Origin of the sequence: Pseudomonas sp. EA_65y_Pfl2_P78, assembly GCF_963970495.1 — a bacterium.
GTDB classification, from domain to species: Bacteria; Pseudomonadota; Gammaproteobacteria; order Pseudomonadales; family Pseudomonadaceae; genus Aquipseudomonas; species Aquipseudomonas baetica_A.
Genome location: NZ_CAXAON010000006.1, coordinates 50,151 through 77,007, shown reverse-complemented (window position 1 = coordinate 77,007; position 26,857 = coordinate 50,151). Strand labels below are relative to the sequence as shown.

Genomic DNA, 26,857 nt, shown 5'->3' with positions numbered 1-26,857 from the left:
CCTCTGCGTCAAGCATGCGCTTATGAAAACCCTGGACTCGTCCGGGGTTTTTCTATTTCACGGTTGCATCTATAGCGAGCTACTGTATAAACCGGCCCATATAAACCGCGCCATTCAAGCAAGAGGATCCCGGACGTGGAAGAAATCATCGAACAACTGCGCGAAGCCAACGAACCCGTACCGGTTCCATTGGAGTTGCCTGACGAAGATCTGCTGGTCGAAATCGAAGAACAACTGTTCATCGATATTCCGTTTGTCTTCAAAGAGTTTTTGCTGACCGTCAGCGATGTGGTTTACGGCAGCCTGGAACCTGTGACCGTGACCGACCCACAATCCCACACTTACTTGCCGGAGGTTGCCGCCAACGCCTGGGATGTCGGTGTTGATCGCAGCCTGATCCCGATCTGTCAGGACGGCGACGACTACTACTGTGTCGAGGAAGACGGCACAGTGGTGCTGTGGCAGGCCGAAGAAGAGCTGGTTGCCGAAGAAACCTGGGAATCGGTGTGGCACTGGGCGCGGGACGTCTGGCTGGAAAGCTGATCGGCCAAGCGCCCCGGGTGATCAGTGCCCCGACGACTCCTTGTGATTGTCGAGGGTTTCCAGCAAGGCCACCTGCATCCGCGTGTGCACGCGGATGAACCAGCGCCAGAGCAGCGCCGCCACGGCGGCCGCGACCACGGCGATCAGCACCAGCAACTTGTTGGTCGGCAGAATACTGGCCGACAAGGCTGCCAGCAGCAGAAAAATCACCAGCAGCGAGAGAATCGGGATCACTTCGCAGATCACCCGGCGCACTCGCTGCGTGTGACGCCCAGCCATCTGCGGCTTCACGCCCATCTCCGCCAGCAACATCGACAGCGCCTTGAGCTTGCGGTACGCCGCAATCAAGAACGGCAGCGACACCAGCAGCGCTCCACCCCAGATCAATGCTTTCTGCCAGCTCGGATCGCTGATCCACTCCTGCATCCAGACCGACAGACGTCCGGCAAAGAACGCCCCGCTAAAGAAGATCGCAATCACCAGCGCCAGATTGACCCCGACCTGTAACAGAATTCGCCGAATCATCGCTGCCAGCATCGCGCCCTCGCCTTGCGGCTGAATGCTGCGCAGCCATTCGCCATACATCCCGAACACTCGCGAGAGACGTTGCGGCATGGCGGCAGACAGCTTGATCGACAGCGGATCAGCGGCGCGAATCAGATAAGGCGTCAGCAGTGTAGTGATCACCGACACTGCCACGGCAACCGGATAAAGGAAGTGACTGGTCACCTGCAAGGTCATGCCCAGTGCCGCGATAATGAAGGAAAATTCGCCAATCTGTGACAGCCCCATCCCTACCCGCAGTGAGGTGCGTCCGTCATTGCCGGCGATAAAGGCGCCGAGGCCGCAGGACAGCATCTTGCCCAGCACCACGGCGACGGTGATGACCGCAATCGGCCACGCATATTGCAGCAGGATCATCGGGTCGAGCATCAGGCCGATGGCCACAAAGAAGATCGCGCTGAACAGATCACGAATCGGCTCGATCAGCCGTTCGATTTTCAGCAGTTGCCGTGACTCGGCCATGATTGCGCCGATCAGGAATGCGCCCAGCACCATGCTGTATTCGAGCTTCACGACCAGCAGGCAAAAGCCGAAACACAGGCCCAGCACGGTGATCAGCAGCATCTCGTTGCTTTCGAATTTGGCGACGTAAGCCAGCAAGCGTGGCACCAACAGAATGCCGATCACCAGCGCAACAATCATGAACAGCGACAGCTTGCCGACCGTGGAGAACACTTCGCCGGAGCTCACCGTGCCGCTGACGGCGATGCTCGACAGCAGGGCAATAATGCCGATGCCGAGGATGTCTTCGACGATCAACACACCGAAGATCAACTGCGCGAAGCGCTCGTTCTTCATTTTCAGATCATTGAGCGCCTTGACGATGATGGTGGTCGAGGAGATCGCCAGGATCGCGCCGAGAAACAGCGAGTCCATGGTGCTCCAGTCAAACCAGCGACCAATCTCATAGCCGATCCAGATCATCAGGACGATTTCGAGGAACGCCGCGATAAACGCCGTGGCGCCGACCTTGAACAGCTTGCGCAGGCTGAACTCAAGGCCCAGGCAGAACATCAGAAAAATCACCCCCAGTTCGGCGAGGGTCTTGATCGTTTCTTCGTCGTGGATGAAGCCGAACGGCGGGGTGTGTGGGCCGATGATGAAACCGGCAACGATGTAACCGAGCACCACCGGTTGCTTGAACCGGTGAAACAGGACAGTTACCACGCCTGCGACCAACATGATCACCGCCAGATCCTGAATAAAGCTGATGGCATGCATGGCGTGGGCTCCTTGATTGGCCAAGCGCGCAGTCAGACGCCAGAGAGGTCTGAGCGTGCTCGGAAAAATCCGCTTTTGTTGTGGGAACGGCCTTTTTACGCGGGTTTTTGCAGGGTAGCACCGCGACTTCAGGCTGGAAGGCAGTGCAATATATGGAAACAGAACGATCCCGGCGTGACGGCGACCTGTCGCCCGGCGTCCCGATAACGGCACTTTTGAAAAGTGACCAGGCACCCGCAGAGGTGCTTCCAGCAATCCAGCCTTGATCCGTGAGAACGTTATGGAACCCGGAAACGCCCAGCTGTCGATGACGGTACTGATGACCCCCGACATGGCCAACTTCTCAGGCAATGTCCACGGCGGCACCCTGCTCAAATACCTCGACGAAGTGGCCTACGCCTGCGCGAGCCGCTATGCCGGCCGCTATGTGGTGACCCTGTCGGTGGATCAGGTGATTTTCCGCGAGCCGATCCATGTCGGCGAACTGGTGACGTTCCTCGCCTCGGTCAACTACACCGGCAACACGTCGATGGAAGTCGGCATCAAAGTGGTGACCGAGAACATCCGCGAACGCTCGGTGCGCCACACCAACAGTTGCTTCTTCACCATGGTCGCGGTGGATGATCAGCGCAAGCCGGCGCCCGTGCCGCCACTGCAACCCCAGAACAGTGAAGACAAGCGTCGTTACATGCAGGCCCAGCAGCGCCGGCAGATTCGTCAGGAGCTGGAGAAGCGTTACCAGGACATCAAGGGCGACGCCTGATCGATCCTTTGGGACGATGTCGCTTTACAGATAGCCTTCGCGAGCAAGCCCGCTCCTGCATTTAATCGCAGCGCTCCCATGAGAACGCGGTCGAATGTGGGAGCGGGCTTGCTCGCGAATGGGCGCGATGCGGTCTTACAGACTGATCGCCGTAGCCTCGAACTTAACTCGCGGATGCGCAATTCGGTCCTGCGCCCGCACCAGTTGCAGTTCGTAACTGGCGCTCGCCTGAGTCTCCAGCAACACTTCATGCACCGCCGCCGCCGTGAATTCGAACGCGGCCACCAGGCTGTCGCCCAGCAGCACCCGCGCCAGGAACAGACCGGACGTCAGATCGCCCACGCCCACCGGCTGGCGCGGGAACGCCAGCAATGGACGGCGCAGATGCCAACTGCCCTCGGCAGTCACCAACAACATCTCGAAGCCATCCGCCGGTTTACCCGGGTAATCCAGATGTTTGACCAGCACCGCTTTCGGCCCGCGCGCCAACAATGCCCGCGCCATCGCCAGGCAATCGAACAAGGACTGCGGCTTGCGCCCGGAGAAGCTGTCCAGTTCCAGTTGGTTCGGACACATAATGTCCGCCACCGCGGCCGCCTCTTCCAACAAGAAGTCGCTGACCTCCGTCGGCACGCTGCACCCCTTCTGCGGGTGCCCCATCACCGGATCACACAGATAAAGCGCCTTCGGGTTGACCGATTTGATGCGCGCAACGCCGCTGAGAATCGCCCGCCCCTGTGCGGCGCTGCCCAGATACCCCGAGAGCACCGCATCGCAGTTGCCCAGTTCGCCAATCGCAGCGATGCCTTCGACCAGTTCGGGAATCTGCTGAGGCGACAGCACTTCACCAGCCCACTGACCGTATTGGGTGTGGTTGGAGAACTGCACGGTGTTGAGTGGCCAGACATTCACCCCGACCCGCTGCATCGGGAAAACCGCTGCACTGTTACCGGCGTGGCCAAACACCACATGGGACTGAATGGCGAGCAGATGAGGCGTACGTTTCATTCGGGTTTTTCCGTAAAACGATTGAAATTCAAGCCGCGCAGTATGCGACGAAACGCAGTCTGTACGACAGACCGGCGACGCAGTTAAGCTGACGCCATCTTTTGGAGTTTGATGTTGATGCTGACCCTCGAAAACATCTTTGTGTTGATGCTGTTTGCCGCTGCCGGCGCGTGGCTTTGGCACAACCACGGCTTGCGCGAGCGAGCGCTGGAGCGGGTCAAGCAGCATTGCCTGAACGTGCGCGTCGAGTTGCTCGACGGCAACGTTGCGCTCAAGAAGATCGGCTTGATCAAGGACGCCAACGGTCGCCGACGTCTGGCGCGGGTGTACACCTTCGAATTCACGGTGACCGGCGAAACCCGCCACAACGGCACCATCACCCAGTTTGGCGCCCACAGCGCGCAGATCGAACTGGCACCCTACCCGGCGCCGTTCGACGATACGCCGCCCGTGGTCGAAGTCCACAAGCCTCGCGCCGAAGTGATCGAACTGAGTCAGTGGCGGCAGGAACACACCAAATGGAAGCCGTGAGTCAGCTCGCCTGAGTCCGGCACTGCGCCAACCCTGCCTGCAGTTGATCGATATTCTGCGAGTCGGCGAAGATCAGCTCGATTCGCGAATCCTTTCGCCATTCACTGGTTTGCCAAGTCAGCTCGGCGTTATCCAGAGCATTTGCCGAAAACCAACCGTCGGCGCTGTGGATAACCAGTTTGGCCCTGGCCCAGACAAGGCTTTGAAGCCAAACAGCCATTCGCTGCTGATCGAACGTCTGGCTCGGATGCCAGCGCCATCCCATGCTCCAACCGCCCTCCTGCGCCTGACTCAGGCAAATCGGTAGCGTCGGATCGCTCCAGACCGCCGGCATCTGCGCCAACCCTTTGGGCGCGACCCAGTTATCCACACCCGCCACCGCTTGCGCGGCCAGGCCTGGCAGTTCGCTCAAGGGCAGTTGCGCCTGTTGCGTCCAGATCAGCCTGACGGGCGGCAACTGACTGGCTATTTTCTGGCGGGCGCTCCCATCCAGGCCTTCAGCCTTGTTCAGCAACAGTAAACCGGCACGGTCCAACGCTTGCTGTTGCGCTGTCGGCAGCGCTTTCCCCGCGTTGAGCGACTGGGCATCCAGCACCAGCACACACGGTTGTATCGCCAGTACGCCCTGCCATGGCGCTTCGCTCAGCTGTTCAAGTAACTGCGCGGGATGGCCCAGCCCGGAAGGCTCGATAAACAGCCGATCCGGTTTGGCCTTGCGCAGCAAACGTCCAAGGCCGACCTGAAACGGCGCACCATTCACGCAACACAAACAGCCTCCGGCCACTTCACCCAGTGCGATACCATCGCCGTCGCGAGTCAACAGCGCAGCGTCGAGGCCGATCTGGCCGAACTCGTTGATGAGCACGGCCCAGCGTTCACCGACCGGTCGTTGCGCCATGAGCTGGCGAATCAGACTGGTCTTGCCGGCGCCCAAAGGGCCGGCGATGACATGGGTAGGAATGTTCTGCAACATGGCCGGGAATTTTCTGAGGAGAGCGAAGATGCGTTGGAGGGGATGGTCGTTGTTGCTGATGCTGGTGTCGAGCGAAGTGTTGGCCCAGGCCTGCGTGGTGCACAGCCAGAGCGAGCGGCTCGACGTCAAAGTCTGCCAGCAGAACCGCAACATCCCGGAAAAACTGTTCAACGACGGCTTCTGCCAACCCATACTGGCCGGGCAAAAAGTCGAGGTGCAGTACCTCGACCAGTGCCCGTCCGGAGCCTTCGGCGTGTGCAGCAACGCGCAAGTCGCCAATATGCCCTATCGCCAGGATACTCACTATTACGGCGTGGCCACGGATGCCGCTTATCTACAGCCCTATTGCGAGGGGCAGAGCCAAGGCAAATGGCTCAAGCCTTGAAGCGTTAGCCGAGCCAGTCGAGGGTCAGAATCAGCCGACGCTCGCCGGCCGCCGGTTGGGGCGAGCGATGAATCAAGCCAAAACCTTCATTGCCGTGCCACTTTTCGCCCTTGAATAACGCGACTTCACCGCTGGCCAGTTGCTGGATCTGTGCCGAGTCTTGCGGCTGCGAATTCGCCTGGCCCAGTTGCTGACGATCCATCGTGCCTTCTTTGAGCCATTGACTGCCGACACCCGCATACGTGGTGATCAGCCGTACCGGCACATGATCAACGTGAAAACGCGGACACATGGCCTTATCCAGCACCCGCAGACGCAAGCCGATACGCCGGGCGCCGAGCAGACACGCGAAGGCGCTGACCAGCCACTTCAGGTCTGCGATAAAGCCCTCGTAACCCTGCAGATCGCGAAATCCGTCCGCCAACCCGGTGAGATCCGGCTCGGCCTCTTCATCAGCCATATCCAGGCACAGCGACTCCGCCAAGGGTTCGTTGAGTGACAATAGCAAATCAGCGAAATCAGCGATGTGCAGCGGTAGTTGCCGCTGCCAGACCGCGAGGTTTGTTTCGTCCTCAAGAATGCGTGCCAGCACTTTGGGCGTGGGCCCCTGATGCTGATAGCGGGTGCAGTTTTGCAACATGTTGAGCGCAAGCATCAGGCGGCCTCTTCATGCCAGGGACCGAACGGATCCGGCATCGATCGCCAACCTTCGACGCCGATCGCCATTTCATCATCGGTCAGCAAACACTCGTCGAGTTCGGCAGAAAGCTGCACGAAATCGATGTTCTGACCGATAAACACCAACTCCTGACGGCAGTCTCCGACGCTGGCGGTCCAGTTTTCCATGATCGCGGCGGTACTGTCCTGATCCTGCGGCCATTGGTTTTTCGGCACGAAACGCCACCAGCGTCCGGCAAAACCATGGCGCATCAAACCACCGGCCTGGGACCAACTGCCCGCGTCAGCAGGCTTGCTCGCCAGCCAGAAGAAGCCTTTGGAACGCAGCAATTTGCCGTTGAGCCACGGACGATCAATGAAGTTGTAAAAACGCTGCGGGTGGAAGGGGCGGCGCGCGCGATAGGCGGTAGAGGCGATGCCATATTCATCCGTTTCCGGGACGTGCTCACCGCGCAGCTCCTGCAACCAACCGGGGGCTTGCGCAGCTTTTTCAAAATCGAAACGACCCGTGTTGAGAATTTTGTCCAACGGCACTTCGCCCATGACCATCGGGATTATTTCGGCCTGAGCATTGAGGCGTTTGAGGATGGCGATCAGTTGTTCGCGCTCGCTCTGGCTGATCAGATCGATCTTGCTGATCAGCAACACGTCGGCGAACTCGACTTGCTCAATGAGCAGATCAGTGATGGAGCGCTCGTCCTCCTCACCGAGGGTTTCACCACGGGAGGCAAGGCTTTCGGCGGCCTGGTAGTCGAGGAGAAAATTCATGCCGTCGACGACTGTGACCATGGTGTCGAGACGGGCGATGTCAGCGAGGCTCTGTCCCTGCTCATCGCGGAAGGTGAAGGTCTCCGCCACCGGCAGTGGCTCGGAGATCCCCGTTGACTCGATCAACAAGTAATCGAAGCGGCCATCACGGGCGAGCTTGCTGACTTCCTCAAGCAAGTCCTCACGTAACGTACAGCAGATACAGCCGTTACTCATTTCCACGAGTTTTTCTTCAGCGCGGTTCAGGCTGACATCGCGCTGGACTTCGCTGCCATCAATGTTGATCTCGCTCATATCATTGACGATGACGGCGACGCGTAAACCGTTTCGATTACGTAGTACGTAATTCAAAAGTGTACTTTTACCGGCGCCAAGAAATCCGGAAAGTACGGTGACGGGCAATTCGGCTGACATTGGATAATCCTCATTAGATAGCAGCCGATCAACGCATTGGTTGCGCATAACGTTTTCTAGCCCCCACACGACAGGTTCGTGGAAGGTGAACGCTTGAAATCGGCCGGCTCAGGCTCAGTTCAAACTAATGTTATATTATAACAACATGAATAGACCAGCCCGCCTCTTGCCCAAAACGACGAAGAGCAGGAAGCTGCAACCCCTCTCACGCCCGGGAAACGCTATGAAAAATGCGCTGAAATGCTCGCTATTGAGCCTCACGCTGTTAACGACTGGCAGCGTTTGCGCGCAAATTCCGGAGCTCGCCAAGTGCACACGCAGCGCTAATCTGCTGGCCTGCGTCGATGCCGATGGCAACGCCTATAGCGTCAATACGGTAGGCAACACGCTCTATCTGCGCGGCTTTGAAAAAAGCAGCCAGCGTTACTGGGCGCAAACCAACAGTCGGTTCGGTCAACTGACGTTCTTCACCGGCGTCGCCTCCGACGGGGAAGCCTGGGTGGGCTATACCCGTCGGGTTGGTTGGACGACTATCAACCGCTTCTCCAGTTCGGGCGGTAGCAGCGCGAAGTTCACTTGTAGCCGAATCACCGGCTGCTAGGCCTGCGTTTTTTGCCGGGTCTGCTGCCACGCGAGGTAGCTGTCGATGGGCGGATTTTTTTCAAAGTAGCGCTGCAGCCCGTCAAATAAACCATCAGCGACGGCCTGTTGATGCCGCGTCGTGACCAGCCGCTGACTGTCACGCACGTTGGAAATAAAGCCGGTTTCCACCAGGATCGAGGGCACATCTGGCGATTTCAAAACCGCGAAGCCTGCTTGCTCGACGCGCTTTTGGTGCAGCGTAGTAATGCCTGCAAGACTGCCGAGAACCGTTTTCCCAAGCTGCAAACTAGCTGCGATCGTCGCGTTCATCGACATGTCGAGAATCACCCCGGCGAGCATCGGATCCTTGTCTTTTAGATTAAGCAGGCTGGTGGCGCCGAGCAGATCGACACCGTTTTCGCGTTGCGCCATAAAGCGGGCAGTCGCTGATGTCGCGCCACCTTCAGACAGGCAATACACCGACGCGCCAGAGGCCGTCAGACGCGGCGCCGCATCGGCGTGTACCGAAATGAACATGTCGGCCTTGTGCTGACGAGCGATCTCGACACGCTTGCGCAAAGGCACGAAGAAGTCGTCGTTGCGCACCAGCTTCACGTCAAAACCTTTCTCTTTTTTCAGACGTTTGGCGAGCAACTTCGCGATGGATAACACCACATCCTTTTCCCGCTCTCCCTTGGCGCCGACTGCACCAGGGTCCTTTCCACCATGCCCAGGGTCGACAACCACGATAATGTCGCGCTTTGGATGAACCTTATCCAAGGATGTTTCACGTGGAACCATTGGCAATGCAAGGGGCTGCTTGGCGCTGACCAAATCCAACACAAGCCGATGCCCGTGACCCTCCTGTGGCGCCAGAAGGAAGCTGTTCAGCAGTACAGGACGGCTCAAATCGAGAACAATCCGCGTATCGCCACGGCCAAAAACGCCGGATCTGATAGATCGAATTACGGTGTTTTTTAACGCTAACTGACTGAAATCTGCGCTGACACTGGCCCCACTGAAATCAATAATGAGTCGCTCCGGAGCACTGAGCGTGAAGGTTTTGTAGCGTACCGGTCCGCTTAAATCGAAGACCAAACGCAGCTTTTCATCTGAACGCCAGAGTCGAGCGTTGCGGATTTGCGTAGCTGACACGCTGAAAGGGAGGGCGAAGGCCGCACTGGCCAGAATCAAATTGAGCAAGTGACGTCTGTGCATATGAAAGCCTGTTCATGAAAAAGGCATCGTGATTTGAATTGTTATAATGTAACATCTAATTCAATCAACACGATGGCCCCGAACATGAATTCGATGACACTCCCGGATATCGCCGCGCAGACGGCTCGCCAAGCTTTACCCCTCGAATGGGTGGGCATGTGCGGCATTGAGTTACCCGTGTTGCTGGAAGGCCAACGTCTGAGCGCCAAGGCGGATGCCGGTGTGAGTCTCGATGACGGTGAAGCACGCGGCATTCATATGTCGCGACTCTATGTGTCGTTAGCGGCCCTCGAACACACAAACCTCTCCCCCGGTTTTTTGCGCCAAATACTCCGGCATTTTCTCGATAGCCATGACGGCTTATCCAAAAATGCCTACCTGAATATCCACACCGATCTGCTATTGAAACGCCCCGCTTTGGTGAGCCCGCTGGCCGGGTGGCGATCCTACCCAGTGACCCTTTCAGCCAGCCTGAAAAACGAAATGTTCCACGTGGAACTCAAAATTGACGTGCAATATTCCTCGACGTGCCCTTGCTCTGCAGCACTGGCGAGGCAACTGATCCAGCAACAATTCATTGATGACTTCGCTAACAAACCGCTGCAACACGCCGACGTTTTGTCTTGGCTCGGTACGAACAAAGGCATCGTCGCCACGCCACACAGCCAACGCAGCACTGCGCAATTGCACCTGCAACTCGATGAATTTATCGATGAGCTGCCGATGAGCACGATTATCAACGATGCTGAAGCAGCCCTCGGCACCGCCGTCCAAACCGCTGTGAAACGTGCTGACGAACAAGCCTTCGCCTTGGCCAATGGACAGAATCTGATGTTCTGCGAAGACGCCGCTCGCCGACTGAATCTGGCCTTACGCCGCTCACCGGGCGTCAACGCCTTTCACCTGCGAGTGATTCACGCAGAAAGTCTGCACGCCCATGACGCCGTCGCCGAAAGTCGTTGGCACCGGGAGAACACATGATCCGCTGCCAATCCTTGAGCTGGGGCGCACCCGGCCAGCCGCTGACTTCGCCTCTGAGTCTGGAATTCGAAACAGGCAGTCTTACCGCGATCATTGGCGCCAACGGCTGCGGCAAAAGCAGTTTGTTGAAAGTGATGGCGGGCCTGCAAAAACCCCTGGCAGGCCACGTCACCCTGAGCGTTCCACGGCAGAGCGGACTGTCCTTCCTCCCACAACAACAGCATCTGGATCGGCAATTCCCGATTAGCCTGGAGGAGCTCGTGGCCGCCGGATTCTGGGGACGCAGACTGTCGACAACATTGCGCGCCCAGCGCCTCAAAACCGCACTGGAAAACTGGCACCTTGGTGGACTCGAGCGCCGTCCACTCATGGCGCTATCGGGCGGCGAATTACAACGCGCCCTGCTCGCTCGACTTAGCCTGACGGACACACCTGTGCTACTGCTGGACGAACCCCACGCCGCACTCGATGAACTCGGTCAGCAGTTACTCTGGCAACACATCCACGCATGGCATGCAGAGGGACGCACACTCGTCGTGGTGTGTCATGACCTGAGCGCCGTGCGCCAACACATCCCCCAAACCTTGCTGATCAAAAACACTGGCTGCATCTACGGTCCGAGCGCCGAACTGATCCGGCAAACACCTCATACGCAGGTAGCCTGATGCTCACCGTCGCCCACTTCTGGCAGCCGTTCAGCGAGTTCGTCTTCATGCGTCGCGCCTTGTTAGGCGGGCTGGTATTGGCCTGCAGCACCGCCCCCCTGGGTGTGTTTCTGATCTTGCGGCGCATGAGCCTGATTGGTGACGCCGTCGCCCACGGCATCCTTCCCGGCGCCGCATTGGGCTTCTGGTTCGCCGGCCTGAGTCTGCCCGCGCTGACACTCGGCGGCCTCGGTGCCGGTTTGACCATGGCCGGTCTCGCCGCATGGATCACCCGACTCACGGGCCTGCGCGAAGACGCCAGCCTGGCGGCGATCTATCCAATCTCCTTGGCCGCCGGCGTACTCATTCTTGGCGTGGCCGGCAAACGCCTCGACCTTTTGCACCTGCTGTTCGGCTCGGCCCTGGCCGTCGATGGACCAACGCTCAATGGCATGTTGTGGGTCTCGGCGCTGAGCCTGATGGCCATGACGCTCATCTACAAACCGCTGCTGCTCGATACCCTCGACCCTCTATTTTTGCGAACCGTCAGCCGCCTCGGCCCGCTCGCCCATGGTGTGTTTCTGACGCTGGTTGTACTGAATCTGGTGATCGGCTTCCAGGCGATCGGTGCGCTGATGGTGGTCGGGCTGATGATGCTTCCCGCTGCGGCTTCACGATTCTGGAGTCGACGCCTCCCCATCCTGATCGCCGTTGCAGCAACCCTGGGTTGCCTGTCGGTATGGCTCGGTTTGTTGCTGTCGTTCTATTACTCACTGCCCAGCGGCCCCGCCATCGTGCTGGTCGCCGGGGCAGGTTATCTGCTGTCCGTGGTGTTCGGACCGGTGCACGGCTTGTTGCGCCGCCCGCCTTTGCTCACATCCCAATGAGGTGTTTCCCGATGCGCGCTCTACTCGTGCTGTTCAGCCTGATGCTATCGATGTCGTTGTCGGCGGCAGAAAAATTGCCAGTGGTCACCAGCTTCAGCATCCTCGCCGACATGGTGCATCAGGTCGGCGGCGAGCATATCCAGATCACCAACATGGTCGGCCCGGACGCTGACGCACACACCTATGAGCCGACACCGGACGATGCCAAAGCCCTGCTCACGGCCAAACTGATCATCAAGAACGGGCTCGGTTTTGAACCATGGCTGGATCGTCTGGTGACCAGCACTGAGACCAAAGCCCCGGTCGTCAGTGCCAGTCACGGCGTGATTCCACGTTCGCTGGATGAGGACGGCGAGACCGTTCCCGACCCGCACGCCTGGCATAATCTGGCCAACACTGAGCTGTACATCGCCAACATCACCAAGGCACTGATCGCGGCTGACCCGGCGAACAAAGCCGATTACGAACGCAACAGCAAAACCTACCTGACGCACATCTACGCCCTCCTCGCCGAAGCCAAGGCCAAACTGGGTTCGCTACCGCCGGGCAATCGCAAGATCGTCACCAGCCATGATGCCTTCGGTTACCTCGGTCAGGCCTACGGTATCGACTTCATGGCTCCCCAGGGGCTGTCGACCGAGCGCGAACCGTCCGCCGCAGAAGTCGCGGCACTGATCACCCAGATCCGCCAGGCCCACGTCAAAGCAGTGTTCATGGAGAACATCAAGGACGCTCGCCTGCTCAAACAGATCGCCGACGAAAGCGGCGCGCACATCGGCGGCACGCTTTACTCGGACGCCCTCGCCGCGAGTGGCCCGGCCAGCACCTTCACCGGCTTGTTCGAATACAACCTCAACACCCTTTACGACGCGCTGAGCCGACCATGATCCGCAAAAATCCTTCAGGTGATTTACCGCACATTGCCGAATCGGCCTATGTCGACAAAACCGCGATCATCTGCGGCAAAGTGGTGATCGGCGAAAACGTCTTCGTCGGCCCGTACGCGGTCATCCGTGCGGACGAGGTGGATGCATCGGGCGGGATGGAGCCGATCACCATCGGCGCCAATTCGAACATTCAGGACGGTGTGGTGATCCACTCGAAATCCGGTGCCGCGGTGACCATCGGCGAGTTCAGCTCCATCGCCCACCGCTCGATCGTGCACGGCCCGTGCGTGGTCGGCGACCGGGTATTCATCGGCTTCAACAGCGTGTTGTTCAACTGCGTGGTTGGCAGTGGCTGCGTGGTACGCCATAACTCCGTGGTCGATGGCCGCGATTTGCCAGACGCGTTCTATGTGCCCTCCACCACCCGCATCGGCCCGAACACCGACCTGTCGTTATTCACGCCGGTGAGTGTCAGCGCCTCGGAGTTTTCCGAAGACGTGGCGCGTACCAACGTCGATCTGGTGCGCGGCTACAAAGCCCTGCAGAACGAGTTCTGACCCCTCATTTTGATAAGGCTTTAAAGACGCGTTTACGAACAAGCCCGCTGCCACAAGGTCAACACTAGACCGGTGGCAGCGGGCTTGCTCGCGAAGCATTTAAGCTCTTGGTTTTACGGCGCCGCAATCCTGGCCCAGCCATACCGCGCGGGTTTCCAGACTGCCCTTCTGATTGATACCGATGGCGTTGAACGTACCGTTGGCGACCGTGGTGAATTCACGATCACTGAGGAACGTGGCCACGCCAGTGCCCTGCGCTCTCGGGCAACTGAAGCGGAATTTCCATTGGTTGCCGCTACGCTCGGTGATCTGCTGTTTGCAGCCCGATTGCGGATCAGCCAACGGAATATCATCGGTCGCCACTTGCTGCGGCGTCAGGCAGGCGCGGATGCCTTTACCGCCAATATTGATCCCGTTCTTTTCCAGCGCTGCCCGCTGTTGGGGAGTCATCTGTCCCTGGAGTTGGCCAAGGATCGATTGCACATCCATCGGTTGATCATCGACTTTCACATTGCTCGAGGTCATTTCCCACAGCCCCGGCTGCAGCATCTGCGCCTGAGCCATCACCGGCATTGCCAAACCCAGGCCCAGCGCCAAACCCAGCAGACGAACGTTCATCGATAAACTCCTGATCAGTAGTGGCCGTTAGACGTCAGCCGATTGCTTCGGTTCATGCACCAATTAAATAGCGACATTCGCGATAGAACATGGTCTGTTAAGCATTGAATCTTGCGGAGCAAGGCTGCCCCATGGATTATTTTGGACCGCACATTTTCGGTTATATGATCGCCCTGATACACACCCTCGGATTGATCGCCGCGATTCATGCGGTGTTGACCGTGCGCACGGCTCAGGGCTCGATCGCCTGGGCATTGTCACTGATCTTCATTCCCTACCTGACGCTTATTCCTTACCTGGTGTTCGGACGCAGCACATTCGATGGGTACATCAAGGCGCGACGCCAGGCCAACGAACAGATGCGCCAGGCCATCTCCGAGCTGAACTGGCGTCCATGGGTAGAAGAAGCCCTGACTGCCCGCGCCTCGAATGCCTACGCCTCGCTACGCGCCATGCCCAAACTGGGCCGCATGCCGTGCCTGGCAAACAACCAAGTACAGTTGTTGGTGAATGGCACAGACACCTTCGATGCAATTTTCCATGCCATCGATCAAGCCCGCGAGGCGGTACTGATCCAGTTCTTCATCATTCATGACGACCGACTTGGCCAACGCCTGCGCGATTTGCTGCTCAAGAAAGCCGCCGAAGGCGTGACCATCCATTTGCTCTTCGACGGCATCGGCAGCCACGCCCTGCCCCATAGCTATGTGCAGGCATTGCGTGATGGCGGCGTCGAAGTCAAAGCCTTCGCCACACGCAGCGGCTGGCTCAACCGCTTTCAGGTCAATTTCCGTAACCACCGCAAAATCGTCGTGGTCGATGGTGTGATCGGGTTTGTCGGCGGGCATAACGTCGGCGATGAATACATGGGGGAGAAACCACCGTTGGCGCCATGGCGCGACACCCATGTGCAGGTGCGAGGCCCGGTGGTGGCGTGCATGCAGGAATCCTTTGCCGAAGACTGGTTCTGGGCCGCGCGAACGTTACCGCCGCTCATCTTGCCGGATGAGTACCCCGACGATGGCGTGCTCTGCCAACTGCTCGCCAGTGGGCCGGCGGACGCTTATGAAACCTGTTCCCTGTTTTTCGTCGAAGCCATTCATGCCGCGACAGAACGGGTGTGGATCACCAGCCCTTACTTCATTCCTGACGAAGCCGTATTCGCGGCGTTAAGGCTGGCGGTTTTACGCGGTGTGGATGTGCGCTTGCTGCTGCCTTCGCGTCCCGATCACCGTATCGTCTATGCCGCCTCCAGCCTCTATGCGTTTGAAGCGGTTCGGGCAGGCGTGCGCGTATTCCGCTACCAACCGGGGTTCCTGCATCAGAAAGTCGTGTTGATCGACAGTGAGATCAGCGCCATCGGCAGTGCCAATCTGGACAACCGCTCGTTCCGGCTGAATTTCGAAGTGATGCTGCTGACCGTCGACAGCGATTTTGCCGCCAACGTGGAACACATGCTCAACGAGGATTTCGAGCAAGCCTTTGAGATCGCCAAAGAAGAAAGCCGGAAGATCCACCGCCTGCAACAACTCGGCATGCGGATCGCCCGGCTTATTTCACCGATTCTCTAAACGCTCCCTCCTACAGGTTGAGGGAGCGGTGGCTATCAAGGGTGGTAGATGTCGTCACGGGTCCAGGGCAGTTCATGGCTGCCATCGGCGTGCGCTTTCACCGCGAGAATCTGGTGCAGATTGATCCAGCCATGCGCAAATGCGTAAGCACAGCCGGCCAGGTACAGGCGCCAGATGCGCAGCGCCTGATCAGGCACCAGCTTCGCGGCGGCGTCGAGGTTGTCCTCCAGCCGCTCGCTCCAGTGATCGAGCGTACGGGCGTAATGCAGGCGCAGGCTTTCGACGTCGACAATCTCCAGCCCGGCTTCGCTGATCTCACCCGAGATCATTGCCAGGTGCGGTAGCTCGCCGTTGGGGAATACATATTTCTCGATGAACTCCCCGGCACCACGCCCCACCGGACGACCATCGGTGTGCTTGGCGGTGATGCCATGGTTCATCACCAGACCGCCCTCCTTCACCGCGCCAAACAAGATTTTGCAGTATTCGGCGAGATTGGCGTGGCCGACGTGCTCAAACATACCGACGCTGACCACTTTGTCGAAACGCCCGTCCTGGGGCAGATCGCGGTAGTCGAGCAGTTGCAGTTCGATCAGGTCTTCCAGGCCTTCGGCTTTCACCCGCTCGCGGGCCAGTTCCAGTTGCGCGTTGCTGAGGGTGATGCCCAACACCTTGGCGCCGAACTCCCGGGCGGCGTAACGCGCCAGGCCGCCCCATCCACACCCGACATCCAGCAAATAGTCGCCTGGCTGCAAACGCAGCTTGCGACATAGATGCCGGAATTTGGCTTGTTGCGCCTGTTCAAGCGTTTCGCTGCCGGTCTCAAAGTAAGCGCAGGAGTACGCCATGTCGCTGTCTAGCCAGAGCTGGTAGAACGCGTTGGACAGGTCGTAATGATAGGAGATGGCTTTGGCGTCGGTTTCCTTGTCGTGCAGCGAGCGTACCGGATTGGTGTCGTCATCCTCATCGGACAAAGCACTGCTCCACTCGTCACAAACACGGATGACCTCGGCAATCGAACCTTCCAGTTCGAGCTTGCCCTCGACAAACGCCGCCCCCAGCGCATCGAGGCTTGGATGGGTCAATTGCGAAACCATCTGGGGATCCTTGACCACGATGGTGACACTGGGCGATGGCCCGAGATTGAACTCATGGCCATCCCAAAGTCGCAGACGAAGCGCAAGCTGCAGATTCTGTAAGGCCGGTGGAAGTTGCGCGAGCATGGAAAACTCCCCCTGTTTCAGAAGTCAAATCTGAGGGTAGACCATCCTTGAAAAATAGCAGGCTATCGATTTAATTAGCCTTATCTATTGTGGCAGACGCTCTAACAGGCCTTCCTGCACCCACTGTTTCAACCAGGTCACGGCCTGAAGTGGAGCGCCCTCTTCATAGATGACTGCTAACTCGGCGCACAGTTCGGCGAAACTCCAGCCTTCGTTTACCAAACCATTCAGAGCCTTGGCCTCGGCAGATTCCAGACTGCGGTAATGACAGATCAGATCGTTACGCCAGATCAGGTAGATCTGAGGGGTTTGGAGTGGCTGGCTGGGCGGGAAATCGGTTTGTTCCTTAACGGAACGCCACAGGGCGACGCTGTTGAACCGGCATTCCAGCCACTGAACGCACGGCGCGAGTTTGACCCGCAGCGTTGGCCATTCTTGCGCGGACAGCGTCGTCATGGTTTCCAGATTTAACGGCTCACCCGCTGGCGCATCGAAAGCCAAAGTGAATGCCCACTCGAGCCTCGCCATTTCAGCCAAAGGCGCACTGTGTTCAGGCACCAGATGCTCGCGAATAAACCCCTCGAAACCTTTACCCAACCAACGCAGGCTGTAATGCGCCGACGGGTATTGACGCAGGTACGCGGTGGCGAGCGAGTCGAACGCCTCGTCGCCCATCCAGTACCAGATCACCGGAAAATCGTTGCGCAACACTTCCAGTAGACGGGCCTGATAAGCGTTGTGATAGATCGCCAGACCGGTGCCGACATCCAGCGTAGGCCCGCCGATCAGACTGGCGCCCAGCAGCGGTTGGGCTGTGGCCGCCTCATCCAGCAAATACGACTCGAATGCCAATTGCCATTCTTTCAGGCGCATTGCTGTCTCCCGGCCAGAACCCTTTCACCCAGCGCCCGCGCCTTTTGCAGTTCATCGAGCAACTCTTCAAAAGGCGGAAAGTGATCGTCACGTTCCAGCAAAGTAGCCACCGGACCGAAGTGCTCCAACGTACGTTGATACAACGCCCAGACGGGGTCGCTCACCGGTTGGTCATGGGTATCGATGACGTAATCGCCGTAGTCACTGTGTCCCGCCAGATGCAGTTGACGCACCTTGTCGGTCGGCAGGCTGTGAATGAACGTCCACGGATCAAATCCATGATTGCGAGAACTGACGTAGACATTGTTGACGTCCAGCAGTAACTCACAACCGCTCTGCCGACTCAGGGCAGCAAGAAATTCCCATTCCGTGAAATCATCTGAGGCAGCTCGGACATAACTGGAGACGTTCTCCAGCACCAATGGCCGCTGCAAAACGTCCTGAACGTGGCGCACGCGTTCGGCAATGTATTCAAGACTTTCTTCGGTGTAAGGCAGAGGCAGCAAATCGTGCAACTGATGAGCGTTGCCGCGACTCCAGCACAAGTGATCGGAGATCCACGCGGGGTTGACCCGTTCGGCCAGTTGCTTGAGTTGTTTCAGATAGTCCACATCGAGGGCATGTGGCCCGCCGATGGAGAGTGAAACGCCATGCATCACCAGCGGATAACGCTCGGCAATGGCGTCCAGGTAATACAGGGCTTTACCGCCTTGCACCATGAAATTTTCGGAGACCACTTCAAACCAGTCCACGTTCGGCGACTGTTCGAGGATCTGCTGGTAGTAAGCGCTACGCAATCCCAGGCCATAGCCGAGGAAGGGGTCAGAGGCGGACATGTGCAGACTCCTGTTAAAAAGTGGCCGCAGTGGCGTGAGCCACTGCGGCGGCACTTGCCGGTCAGTTATTCGCCGACCTTGCCACCTGCTTCTTCGCAAGCCGCTTGAGTCATGGCTTTGAAACCCTGGCCTTTGCAGGAGCCTTGGCTTTTGCAAGCATGGTCTTTGGTTTTGCAGTCGTTCTGGCCTTTGCAGGCAGTCACGCCGTAGCAGTGAACGTTGGCATCAGCGGCCATCGCATTGGTGGCGACACCGGCAAACAGAGTGGCAGCGGCCAAAGCGAGAGCGGCACCAGCAGCAGCGGTCTTGATAGTCATTTTTCTTATCCTCGGTAATCGTCAGGGATGTCGGCTGGACGGTTTGTTCAGTCCCGACATAGCACTAGAGAGCGCTACCCCGACGGCGTTACAGAGGCCTAAAAAAAACTTAAATATCTTCTCTGAGCTTGAGCAACGGTTCCTGAAAACGCAGCAAACGCCCGGCGTTGCCCAGCACCAATAGCGTACTGAGGTTATGCAGCAACGCGGCAATCATCGCCCCGGCGGCACCCAGCCAGCCGAATGCGGCAAACACGACGATGGCCAGCGTCCAGCCCAGACCGATGATCACGTTGACCTGCAATGTCCTGCGGCACTGACGGCTTAGTCGCACGCAGGTGCCGAGCCGACGCAGATCACTGCCGATCAGCACGATGTCCGCCGAGGCCAACGCGATATCCGCACCACCCGCCCCCATCGCGACGCCAACCACGCCAGCCTTGAGCGCGAGCGAGTCGTTGATGCCGTCACCCACCACCATGGGCCGGAAGCCGTTGTCGATTTCCTTGAGCACGCGATTGAGCTTGTCCTCGGGCAAGGCTTGGGCTTGAACCTCCTGCAGGCCGACATCCCTGGCCAAGGTCTGGGCGACGCTTTGCCGATCACCGGTCAGCAACAACTGCCGGCCCAGGCCCAGCTCTCGTAATTCGCCAAGTGCAAGACGCGCTTCCAGTTTAACCGTGTCGGCCAACAACAACCACGCGAGAAACTCACCGTTCAGCGCCAGGCCGGCAATCGGCCCGTCATGTTCAGGAACCGGCGTTGTGGCGATAGCCAATTGCGCGAACAACTCCGGCCGCCCGAGTGCCGCCTCGCCCTGCCTGGTCGTGGCGACAACACCAAGCCCCTGCCGCTCGTGAATATCGCTAAGCGACAAGTATTCTTCCTGGGTAACCAGCCCGGCAAGCGCACGACTGACCGGGTGACTGCTCGCCGCGCCAAGACTGGCAGCCAGCGCCATGACAGAGGATGAATCCGCGCGAGCACTGTCGATCGACTGCAAGCGTAAAGTGCCGTAAGTCAGGGTCCCGGTCTTGTCGACCACCAGGGATGTGAGGTCGGCCAGCTCTTCGAGGAACGCCGAACTGCGGATCAGTATCCCGTGGCGCGCCGCCACCGCAACACCGGCAATCGCCGTGGCCGGTGCCGACAACACCAAGGCGCACGGACACGCCGCCACCAGCACCGCGAGCATCGCCTGCGCATCGTGGGTGATAAACCAGGTCACCGCCGCCAGCAGCAACACCAGCACCATGTAGCTGCCGGCATAACGTTCGAGCAACCGGGTGATCGGCGGCTTCGAGCGCTCGGCGTTTTGCATCAGTGCGATGACTTTACCCAGGGTCGACTCATCGCCCGTACGGGTCACTTCGACGCGCAGCAAACCGTCGAGATTGATCGCGCCACCGAACACGGTCATACCGACACCCGCCTCAACCGGTACGGACTCACCGGTAATCGACGCGGTGTCCAGGCTGGCTTGACCGAAAAGCACCCGGCCGTCCGCCGGGATGCGATCACCGGCCCGCACCTCAACCGTGTCGCCGGATTTGAGCGTGCCGTTGTCCACTTCGATGATCGAACCGTCAGCCTGAATCTTGCGCGCATAGCTGCGGGTCAATTGACCGAGGGCGTGAATTGCTTCCTGCGAACCGATGACACTGCGCTCCTCCAGCACATGACCAAAAATCATGATGATCGGCAGCAGCGCCGCCGTCAGCAGATCGCCCGTCGCCCAGGCCCCCATCATCGCTAGGGCAATCAGTTGATCGGTAATGCCGTGCAGGCTCGGATAACGCAGGCTGTACCACGCCGAGCGCATGACCGGCACGGCCACCAACACAGAAGCAAAACCGAGCAGCAACTGACTGACGCCGGTTTGTTCCGGCACCTGCCAACGCCAGATCAGGCCCAAGCCAAGCAAACCCAGCGCGAGCATCGCCAAGGTCAATTGCCTCGCGGCGCGGCGTTGTTCGGCCGAGGACAACAGGCTCGGTGCAGCAGTGGTCGCACTCATTTACTGGCTCCCTGAATGATCAGGCGCGAATCGTCTTTCGGATCGACCGTGGTCACCGATCCGGCCTGACCGAGAATCTTCGGCATGCGCTCACGGTAAATCCGCAAGAGCATTTGCGGGTCGGTGCCTTGTTGCTGCGCCTTGGCCAGACTCCGCACTGTGGCGGTGTCGGCGGATGCTTTGGCCAAGCGTTCGCCGGCCTGGGCATGGGCAACCTGCAAGGTGCGATCGGCTTGTTCATTGGCGGTTTGGGTGAGTTTTTCGGCGTCTGTACGCGCATTGGCCACGGCTTTATCGGCTTGTTGGCTGGCGGTCAAAACCGCATTGAAGGCACTGACCGCTGGGCCTGGCAGACTCGATTGCACATCGACCCGCGCCACTTCAATCCCGATACCCTGACCGCTCGCCTTCAACTCGGCCAAGCGTTTGTTGATGCCTTGCACCAGATCACCGCGCAACCGTTCACGGCGTTCAGCGGCCTGACTGTCGGCGCCGATCAGTTCCGGGCGGGCGACCAGAATGGTGTCCAGATCGCGCGCGGCGGTTAGCGCCACGGCACTGCGTGTGACCAGACGATCCAGCGCCGGCAGCACATGATCCCCCTGAATCACGAAGTCATACGGATCGGTCACCTTGTAAAACACCCGCACATCCAGCTGCACCACGCCCGCATCACCGGTCAATAAATAACCAGATCCGGCCAGCGCATCGCTCAAAGGCGTGGCGAAAGAGGCGACCCGGTCAGCCTTCAGCGCCTCCTCCGAGCGCAGAAGATTCTCCACTCGACGCTCGATCACCCGATCCGCCGCCGGTAGCAAAACCACCTGCTCGAACGGCTGCGGCCAAGCCAATAACAGGCCAGCATTCTGAACGCGATCCAGCGCGCCAAAATGCAAAACCACGGCGCGATTCTGCGGGTCGATTTGCCGCACATTGGAAAATGCCCAAGCCAATGCGGCCAACACCGTCACCGCATACAGGGCAAGAAAGGCCAAACGTCCTGCCTGAATCCATGGGCTGTTCAGCGAATGTGTTCCACGTGGAACTTCTTCACTCATGGCTGCGATCCGGATTTACTGTCGAGATTGGGAGGGCCATCGACGAGCACGCGGAATGGCGCGGCATCGGTGCGCAGGATCAGTTTGGTGCCTGGCGTAACGATGGTGCCGAGGGTGTCGAGTGAACGCAGCAAGTTGTAAAGCTGCGGAGAACCGGCATAGGCGCGGCCGTAGATTTGCGCAGCTTCGACGCGCGATTGTGCTTCGATGTCCGCCGCTTTCACCGTTGCGTCTGCCTGAACAATCCGGGCATCGCGCTCGGCGGCAGAGCGGATCTGCGCCGCTTCACGCTTGCCGATGGCCGTGCGCCCAGTGGCGATGGTTTCACGCTCAGCGCGCATCCGATCAACGGTGGCGGTGAGCGTCACCGACGGCAACGTCAGCCGTTCGATGCCCACCTGCACCACGCGCACACCGTAAGTGGCGAGCAATTGCTGATCGATCTGCTGACGCAATTGCGCTTCAAAATCAGCAATGCGTACCTGACTCGCGTCGGTGTTCACCAGGCTCGCCAGATCAAAACTGCTGGCCGTGGTCTCAAGTGCCGAGCCGACAAACGTGCGGATCTGCCGCGCGGCTTCGTCCGGCTGGTTCTGCACCGCACGCATGAAGCGTTGCACATTGTCCGGATCACCCTGCACCTGCCAAGCGACGTAAGCCTGAACAATGATGCGCAAACCGTCGCGGGTACCGACATCCTGCAAGCCGCTGGAGGTGGTACGAAGGCGCAGATCCACCGGAATCGCCGCTTCGAACGGCGCCGGCCAGCGCCAGCTCAATCCTGGATCAAGCAACACCCGCGATGGGTTTCCGAAGCGCGTGATCACCGTGGCTTCACCGGAGCGAACTTGCACCAGGCTCGCAGCCGCAACGGCGAACGCGACCAACAACACCGCCCAACCCATGCGCCGCCATGGAAAGGGACCGGCTTCAGCCGGATCACCGTGGTGGTGATGTCCATGGTGATGGTGATGCCCGCCGTGGCCGTGATCGTGGCCGCTGTGGTCATGATGATCGTGAGTGTGCGACTGGCTCAATGGGCAACTCCTGGTTGAGCGGTGGTGCGCGCGGGCGTCGGGTCAGCCGGCAGCGTGAACGTTCGCAAGTCGATGGTCGGCGCGTTGCTGCTGCCACCCAGACGATGGTCAAGAATAAGCAGTTTGGCTTTGCTCAACCCAAGGCTCAGTTGGCTGAGGTATTGCTCCAGCACAAAGGCCTGGCCAGCACTGGCAAAGGCTTTTTGCTCAGCGCTGAATTTCAGATCCGCCGCCTGCGCCGTCGCGTTGATTTCACGCGCATTGGCGCTGGCCTGGTCGCGAGCAAGGCTGGCCTGCAACTGCGCCTGATTGCTCGCCTCTGCGGCAGCGCCACGCTCACGGGAGATCAGCGCCTGGGCGCCGATCTGCGCGGCCTGCACGCTGTGATAGGCATTGGCGGCACCGGCCGGCGGATGAATGGCCTCGACCACCGTGGCGAGAATCTCCACACCGCTGTCGAGTTTCTGCAGGTCACCTTGCACGGCACGACCGATCTCTTCGGCCAGCCCTGCCCTGTCCTCTCCGAGCAAACCGTCGAGGGTTCGCGAGGCGAAGTCGTGCACCAGAATCCGGCTGGCGGTGCTGCGAATCAACGTCGGCACATCGGCGCTGTTGTAGGTGGCGGCGAGCGCTGCCTGATCGCTCAGACCAATGCGATAGATGAAACGCACGTCCATGTTGACGATCTGAAAGCTCTGCTGCTCGCCACGGCGGCTGGCAATGACCTGGGACTTGTCGTTGACATGGCTGGCGTCCCACAAACGGTTGGCCGTCATCGGCGCCGGCCCTTCAGCAGGGTCGAGTTGAGCCGGTGCCGGGTTCTCACCGACACTGGTTGCCAATTCATGTACCACACCGTTTTCAACGCTCAACACGCGCCCCAACGGCCACGGCAAACCCGCGTGCAAACCGGGGCCGAAGACCTGCACCGGTTTACCGAAACGCTCGTAGATGCCCCGGCCTTGCAGTGGAATTTCGTGGAGGCCGGTCAATAACCAGCCCACCGCCACCACCAACGCCAACACTGGCAAAAACGCCCGGCGCATGTAACTGAACGCCCAGATCTGACGCAGATCGATACCGAAACGGTTGTGCAATTCATGCTGCAACGCGAGCAACGGCTGTGGCGGCCAGCGCAGCATGTCGGCGACAAAACTGCGGGCAAGCAGTGTCGGCTCAAGCTGTTCACGACGGGGACTGAACACCGACAATACGGCGCGCAATAGCAACTCGATCGCTACCATTGCCGGCAAGATACCCACCAAAACTGCAAAACGAATTGGCCATACCGCCTGCTCACTGGCGAACAACAAACACAGCGCGCCGAGTACCAGACTGATGATCGCCACGCGGGTCAGTTGTGCCAGCGATCCTGCTTCAGGCCATTGGGCAGGATTTTCCTGCGCCAGTTGCCGCTCCATCACCAGCAAACCGAACGCCAGCAGCAACGCCAATGCCGCACCGACCGTGGCAGACAATCCAACCGCCGCCGGTGCAAGTGCGAGGTTCCACACCTGCTCGATGCTGAGCATCACCAAGAGCGCCCAGCCGCCCAGCCACAAAGTCGCTGCGCCGATCTGGCCTAGCAGGTGCAAACCGCGCTGACTCAGGCGATCCAACAATCGTTCGTACCAGCCATTGGGCCCAGGCGGCACTTCATCAGCAAGCGCCGTTGGCGCCAGCGGATTGATCACCCGCTCGCGCCATTGCGTCACCCACCAGGCCGATTGCAGCCCGGCAACCAGCACCAGCAACGCCGCGCTTTGACTCACCAACAGCGGCAGCCACACCGATTGCGGCGCAAACAGCGCGACAAAAAACGCCAGAAGCCAACCCACCCCGGCCACGGCACCGAGACCGATCGCCACCCTGCGCAATCGTCGACCTTGTATGGCCGCCTGCTGAAAGCGTGGCAATCCGGTCACTTGCGTGCCATCAATCTCCAGATCGACTTGCATATCACCCCGAAATCACTGGTTCACTCTTCATATCGTTACGATATAACGAAAAGCGTGAAATATTCGTACACAATCACGTTTATTCAAAAACGCTCAACCTGTCGCTTGCCTGAAGCCTTGACCGAAATACCCGGAAACGCACATATTACGTCCGTAATTTTATTCGAGAACTACCTTTAGCCATCCGCATCCATTAATGAGGAGCAAGCGCATGAGCAACTATGACGTGGTGATTCTGGGCGGCGGTCCCGGCGGTTATAACGCGGCCATCCGCGCTGGGCAATTGGGCCTCAAGGCTGCCTGCGTTGAAGGCCGGGCGACCCTCGGCGGCACCTGCCTGAACGTCGGCTGCATGCCATCCAAAGCCTTGCTGCATGCCTCCGAGCTGTACGACGCGGCGATGGGCGCGGAGTTCGCCAATCTCGGGATCGAGGTCAAACCGACGCTGAACCTCGCACAGATGATGAAGCAGAAAGACGAAAGCGTGACCGGCCTGACCAAAGGCATCGAGTTTCTGTTTCGCAAGAACAAGGTCGACTGGATCAAAGGCTGGGGCCACATCGACGGCCCGGGCAAAGTCACGGTGACAGGCGATCAGGGCAGCACGATCGAGCTGACCGCCAAGGACATCATCATCGCTACCGGCTCCGAGCCCACTCCCCTGCCAGGTGTCGACATCGATAACAAACGCATCCTCGATTCCACCGGTGCGTTGTCCCTGAGCGAAGTGCCCAAGCATCTGGTGGTGATTGGCGCCGGCGTGATCGGTCTCGAGCTCGGTTCGGTGTGGCGGCGTCTCGGCGCCCAAGTCACCGTGGTCGAATTCCTCGACCGCATCTGCCCCGGTGTCGATGCTGAGGCTGGCAAAACCCTGCAGCGCTCGCTGAGCAAACAAGGCATCGCGTTCAAATTGAGTTCCAAAGTCACCAGCGCCACTTCATCGGCCCACGGTGTTCAACTCAGTGTCGAGCCTGCGGCCGGTGGCACCGCTGAGTTACTGGAAGCCGATTACGTCCTGGTGGCGATTGGTCGCCGGCCCTACACCCAAGGCCTGGGCCTGGAGAACGTCGGTTTGAGCACCGACAAGCGCGGCATGCTGGCCAACAAGCAGCACCGCACCGAGGCGCCCGGCGTGTGGGTGATCGGCGACGTGACCTCTGGCCCGATGCTCGCGCACAAGGCCGAAGACGAGGCGATGGCCTGCGTCGAGCAGATTCACGGCAAGGCCGGTGAGGTCAATTACGATCTGATCCCTAACGTGATCTACACCAAACCGGAACTGGCCAGCGTCGGCAAGACCGAAGAACAGCTCAAGGCTGAAGGCCGCGCCTACAAGGTCGGCAAGTTCCCGTTCACCGCCAACAGCCGGGCGAAGATCAATCACGAGACCGACGGTTTTGCCAAAGTCCTCGCCGACGAGCGCACGGATGAAGTGCTTGGCGTGCATCTGGTCGGCCCGAGCGTGAGTGAAATGATTGGCGAGTTTTGTGTGGCGATGGAGTTCAGCGCATCGGCCGAGGACATTGCCCTGACCTGCCACCCGCACCCGACCCGGTCCGAGGCGCTGCGTCAGGCGGCGATGAATGTGCAGGGGATGGCGACGCAGATGTAAGCGCTGGCAGGACCATCGCCTTCGCGAGCAAGCCCGCTCCCACCCTGGGAATGCAATCCTCTGTGGGGGCGGGCCCTCAATCATGTAGAACTGCACGATTAAGCAATCTGTGGTTTAAAAAACTGAACCCCTA

27 protein-coding genes are annotated in these 26,857 nt (G+C 59.2%); 12 read left to right on the top strand and 15 right to left on the bottom strand.

Annotated elements, in window-relative coordinates:
- Positions 1–135 precede the first annotated feature (135 nt).
- Positions 136–543 (top strand): SMI1/KNR4 family protein, encoded by a 408-nt coding sequence (locus AACY02_RS08010; RefSeq protein WP_339431481.1) that lies wholly within the window; start codon positions 136–138, stop codon positions 541–543.
- Positions 544–564: 21 nt separating this feature from the next.
- Here AACY02_RS08010 and AACY02_RS08005 read toward each other — a convergent pair whose 3' ends face one another.
- On the bottom strand, positions 565–2,328 hold the full coding sequence (locus AACY02_RS08005) for a cation:proton antiporter (protein ID WP_339431480.1): 1,764 nt from the start codon (positions 2,326–2,328) through the stop codon (positions 565–567).
- A gap of 280 nt (positions 2,329–2,608) precedes the next feature.
- Here AACY02_RS08005 and AACY02_RS08000 point away from each other — a divergent pair, with 280 nt between their 5' ends.
- A complete protein-coding gene (locus AACY02_RS08000) occupies positions 2,609–3,091 on the top strand; it encodes an acyl-CoA thioesterase (RefSeq protein ID WP_007989648.1) in 483 nt (160 codons plus the stop codon).
- A 135-nt stretch (positions 3,092–3,226) separates the two neighbouring features.
- Here the strand turns inward: AACY02_RS08000 and pdxY are convergent, their stop codons facing one another.
- Positions 3,227–4,099 (bottom strand): pyridoxal kinase PdxY, encoded by an 873-nt coding sequence (pdxY, locus tag AACY02_RS07995; RefSeq protein ID WP_339431479.1) that lies wholly within the window; start codon positions 4,097–4,099, stop codon positions 3,227–3,229.
- A gap of 117 nt (positions 4,100–4,216) precedes the next feature.
- Here pdxY and AACY02_RS07990 point away from each other — a divergent pair, with 117 nt between their 5' ends.
- On the top strand, positions 4,217–4,630 hold the full coding sequence (locus AACY02_RS07990; protein ID WP_339431478.1) for a DUF3301 domain-containing protein: 414 nt from the start codon (positions 4,217–4,219) through the stop codon (positions 4,628–4,630).
- Position 4,631: 1 nt separating this feature from the next.
- On the opposite strand, the gene AACY02_RS07985 is transcribed toward AACY02_RS07990, so the two are convergent.
- Positions 4,632–5,603 carry a CobW family GTP-binding protein gene (locus AACY02_RS07985; protein WP_339431477.1) on the bottom strand — a complete coding sequence of 324 codons (972 nt, stop codon included), beginning with the start codon at positions 5,601–5,603 and terminating at the stop codon, positions 4,632–4,634.
- Between the two features lie 28 nt (positions 5,604–5,631).
- Here AACY02_RS07985 and AACY02_RS07980 point away from each other — a divergent pair, with 28 nt between their 5' ends.
- A complete protein-coding gene (locus tag AACY02_RS07980) occupies positions 5,632–5,988 on the top strand; it encodes an NADH:ubiquinone oxidoreductase (protein WP_339431476.1) in 357 nt (118 codons plus the stop codon).
- 4 nt (positions 5,989–5,992) lie between these two features.
- On the opposite strand, the gene AACY02_RS07975 is transcribed toward AACY02_RS07980, so the two are convergent.
- Together AACY02_RS07975 and zigA are read right to left on the bottom strand one after the other, a co-directional pair.
- Positions 5,993–6,643 carry a DUF1826 domain-containing protein gene (locus AACY02_RS07975; protein WP_339431475.1) on the bottom strand — a complete coding sequence of 217 codons (651 nt, stop codon included), beginning with the start codon at positions 6,641–6,643 and terminating at the stop codon, positions 5,993–5,995.
- On the bottom strand, positions 6,643–7,848 hold the full coding sequence (gene zigA, locus AACY02_RS07970; protein ID WP_339431474.1) for a zinc metallochaperone GTPase ZigA: 1,206 nt from the start codon (positions 7,846–7,848) through the stop codon (positions 6,643–6,645). Before zigA ends, AACY02_RS07975 begins: the two co-directional genes overlap by 1 nt.
- Positions 7,849–8,071: 223 nt before the next feature.
- Between zigA and AACY02_RS07965 the strand changes: the two genes are divergently transcribed.
- Positions 8,072–8,449 (top strand): glutamine synthetase, encoded by a 378-nt coding sequence (locus tag AACY02_RS07965; RefSeq protein ID WP_339431473.1) that lies wholly within the window; start codon positions 8,072–8,074, stop codon positions 8,447–8,449.
- Here AACY02_RS07965 and AACY02_RS07960 read toward each other — a convergent pair.
- The gene (locus AACY02_RS07960) at positions 8,446–9,648 is read right to left on the bottom strand and encodes an N-acetylmuramoyl-L-alanine amidase (protein WP_339431472.1); all 1,203 of its coding nucleotides are present in this window, start codon (positions 9,646–9,648) and stop codon (positions 8,446–8,448) included. The two genes, AACY02_RS07965 and AACY02_RS07960, sit on opposite strands and share 4 nt — an antisense overlap.
- A gap of 84 nt (positions 9,649–9,732) precedes the next feature.
- Between AACY02_RS07960 and folE2 the strand changes: the two genes are divergently transcribed.
- Genes folE2 through AACY02_RS07935 form a run of 5 tightly spaced genes read left to right on the top strand, consistent with a single transcriptional unit; the run spans position 9,733 to position 13,604 of the window.
- Positions 9,733–10,629, top strand: coding sequence for a GTP cyclohydrolase FolE2 (folE2, locus tag AACY02_RS07955; protein ID WP_339431471.1), 897 nt, complete (start codon positions 9,733–9,735; stop codon positions 10,627–10,629).
- Positions 10,626–11,294 carry a metal ABC transporter ATP-binding protein gene (locus tag AACY02_RS07950; protein ID WP_339431470.1) on the top strand — a complete coding sequence of 223 codons (669 nt, stop codon included), beginning with the start codon at positions 10,626–10,628 and terminating at the stop codon, positions 11,292–11,294. Before folE2 ends, AACY02_RS07950 begins: the two co-directional genes overlap by 4 nt.
- Positions 11,294–12,160, top strand: a complete 867-nt coding sequence (locus AACY02_RS07945) for a metal ABC transporter permease (protein ID WP_339431469.1) — start codon at positions 11,294–11,296, stop codon at positions 12,158–12,160. Before AACY02_RS07950 ends, AACY02_RS07945 begins: the two co-directional genes overlap by 1 nt.
- Positions 12,161–12,171: 11 nt before the next feature.
- Positions 12,172–13,047 (top strand): metal ABC transporter substrate-binding protein, encoded by an 876-nt coding sequence (locus tag AACY02_RS07940; RefSeq protein WP_339431468.1) that lies wholly within the window; start codon positions 12,172–12,174, stop codon positions 13,045–13,047.
- A complete protein-coding gene (locus AACY02_RS07935; protein ID WP_339431467.1) occupies positions 13,044–13,604 on the top strand; it encodes a gamma carbonic anhydrase family protein in 561 nt (186 codons plus the stop codon). Before AACY02_RS07940 ends, AACY02_RS07935 begins: the two co-directional genes overlap by 4 nt.
- A 99-nt stretch (positions 13,605–13,703) precedes the next feature.
- On the opposite strand, the gene AACY02_RS07930 is transcribed toward AACY02_RS07935, so the two are convergent.
- The gene (locus AACY02_RS07930; RefSeq protein ID WP_339431466.1) at positions 13,704–14,222 is read right to left on the bottom strand and encodes a DUF3617 domain-containing protein; all 519 of its coding nucleotides are present in this window, start codon (positions 14,220–14,222) and stop codon (positions 13,704–13,706) included.
- A 131-nt stretch (positions 14,223–14,353) separates the two neighbouring features.
- Here AACY02_RS07930 and cls point away from each other — a divergent pair, with 131 nt between their 5' ends.
- Complete coding sequence (gene cls / locus AACY02_RS07925) at positions 14,354–15,793, top strand: cardiolipin synthase (RefSeq protein WP_339431465.1); 1,440 nt, start codon at positions 14,354–14,356, stop codon at positions 15,791–15,793.
- A gap of 35 nt (positions 15,794–15,828) precedes the next feature.
- Here cls and cfaB read toward each other — a convergent pair whose 3' ends face one another.
- The 8 genes from cfaB to hflK (AACY02_RS07885) all read right to left on the bottom strand — a co-directional run bounded on the left by cfaB (position 15,829) and on the right by hflK (AACY02_RS07885) (position 25,112).
- On the bottom strand, positions 15,829–17,016 hold the full coding sequence (cfaB, locus tag AACY02_RS07920; protein WP_339431464.1) for a C17 cyclopropane fatty acid synthase CfaB: 1,188 nt from the start codon (positions 17,014–17,016) through the stop codon (positions 15,829–15,831).
- An 84-nt stretch (positions 17,017–17,100) separates the two neighbouring features.
- Positions 17,101–17,889 (bottom strand): DNA-binding domain-containing protein, encoded by a 789-nt coding sequence (locus AACY02_RS07915; RefSeq protein WP_339431463.1) that lies wholly within the window; start codon positions 17,887–17,889, stop codon positions 17,101–17,103.
- Positions 17,880–18,725, bottom strand: coding sequence for an MNIO family bufferin maturase (bufB, locus tag AACY02_RS07910; protein WP_339431462.1), 846 nt, complete (start codon positions 18,723–18,725; stop codon positions 17,880–17,882). Before bufB ends, AACY02_RS07915 begins: the two co-directional genes overlap by 10 nt.
- Positions 18,726–18,790: 65 nt before the next feature.
- The gene (gene bufA2, locus AACY02_RS07905) at positions 18,791–19,042 is read right to left on the bottom strand and encodes a BufA2 family periplasmic bufferin-type metallophore (RefSeq protein ID WP_339431461.1); all 252 of its coding nucleotides are present in this window, start codon (positions 19,040–19,042) and stop codon (positions 18,791–18,793) included.
- 109 nt (positions 19,043–19,151) lie between these two features.
- Positions 19,152–21,059 carry a heavy metal translocating P-type ATPase gene (locus AACY02_RS07900; RefSeq protein ID WP_339431460.1) on the bottom strand — a complete coding sequence of 636 codons (1,908 nt, stop codon included), beginning with the start codon at positions 21,057–21,059 and terminating at the stop codon, positions 19,152–19,154.
- Positions 21,056–22,117, bottom strand: coding sequence for a protease modulator HflK (hflK, locus tag AACY02_RS07895; RefSeq protein WP_339431459.1), 1,062 nt, complete (start codon positions 22,115–22,117; stop codon positions 21,056–21,058). The genes AACY02_RS07900 and hflK (AACY02_RS07895) overlap by 4 nt, the downstream gene beginning before the upstream one ends.
- Complete coding sequence (hflC, locus tag AACY02_RS07890) at positions 22,114–23,154, bottom strand: protease modulator HflC (protein ID WP_339431458.1); 1,041 nt, start codon at positions 23,152–23,154, stop codon at positions 22,114–22,116. The genes hflK (AACY02_RS07895) and hflC overlap by 4 nt, the downstream gene beginning before the upstream one ends.
- The gene (gene hflK, locus AACY02_RS07885; RefSeq protein ID WP_339431457.1) at positions 23,151–25,112 is read right to left on the bottom strand and encodes a protease modulator HflK; all 1,962 of its coding nucleotides are present in this window, start codon (positions 25,110–25,112) and stop codon (positions 23,151–23,153) included. Before hflK (AACY02_RS07885) ends, hflC begins: the two co-directional genes overlap by 4 nt.
- Before the next feature lie 211 nt (positions 25,113–25,323).
- Here hflK (AACY02_RS07885) and lpdA point away from each other — a divergent pair, with 211 nt between their 5' ends.
- Entirely contained in the window at positions 25,324–26,724 is a 1,401-nt protein-coding gene (lpdA, locus tag AACY02_RS07880; protein WP_339431456.1) for a dihydrolipoyl dehydrogenase, read from the top strand.
- The last annotated feature ends 133 nt before the right edge of the window (positions 26,725–26,857 follow it).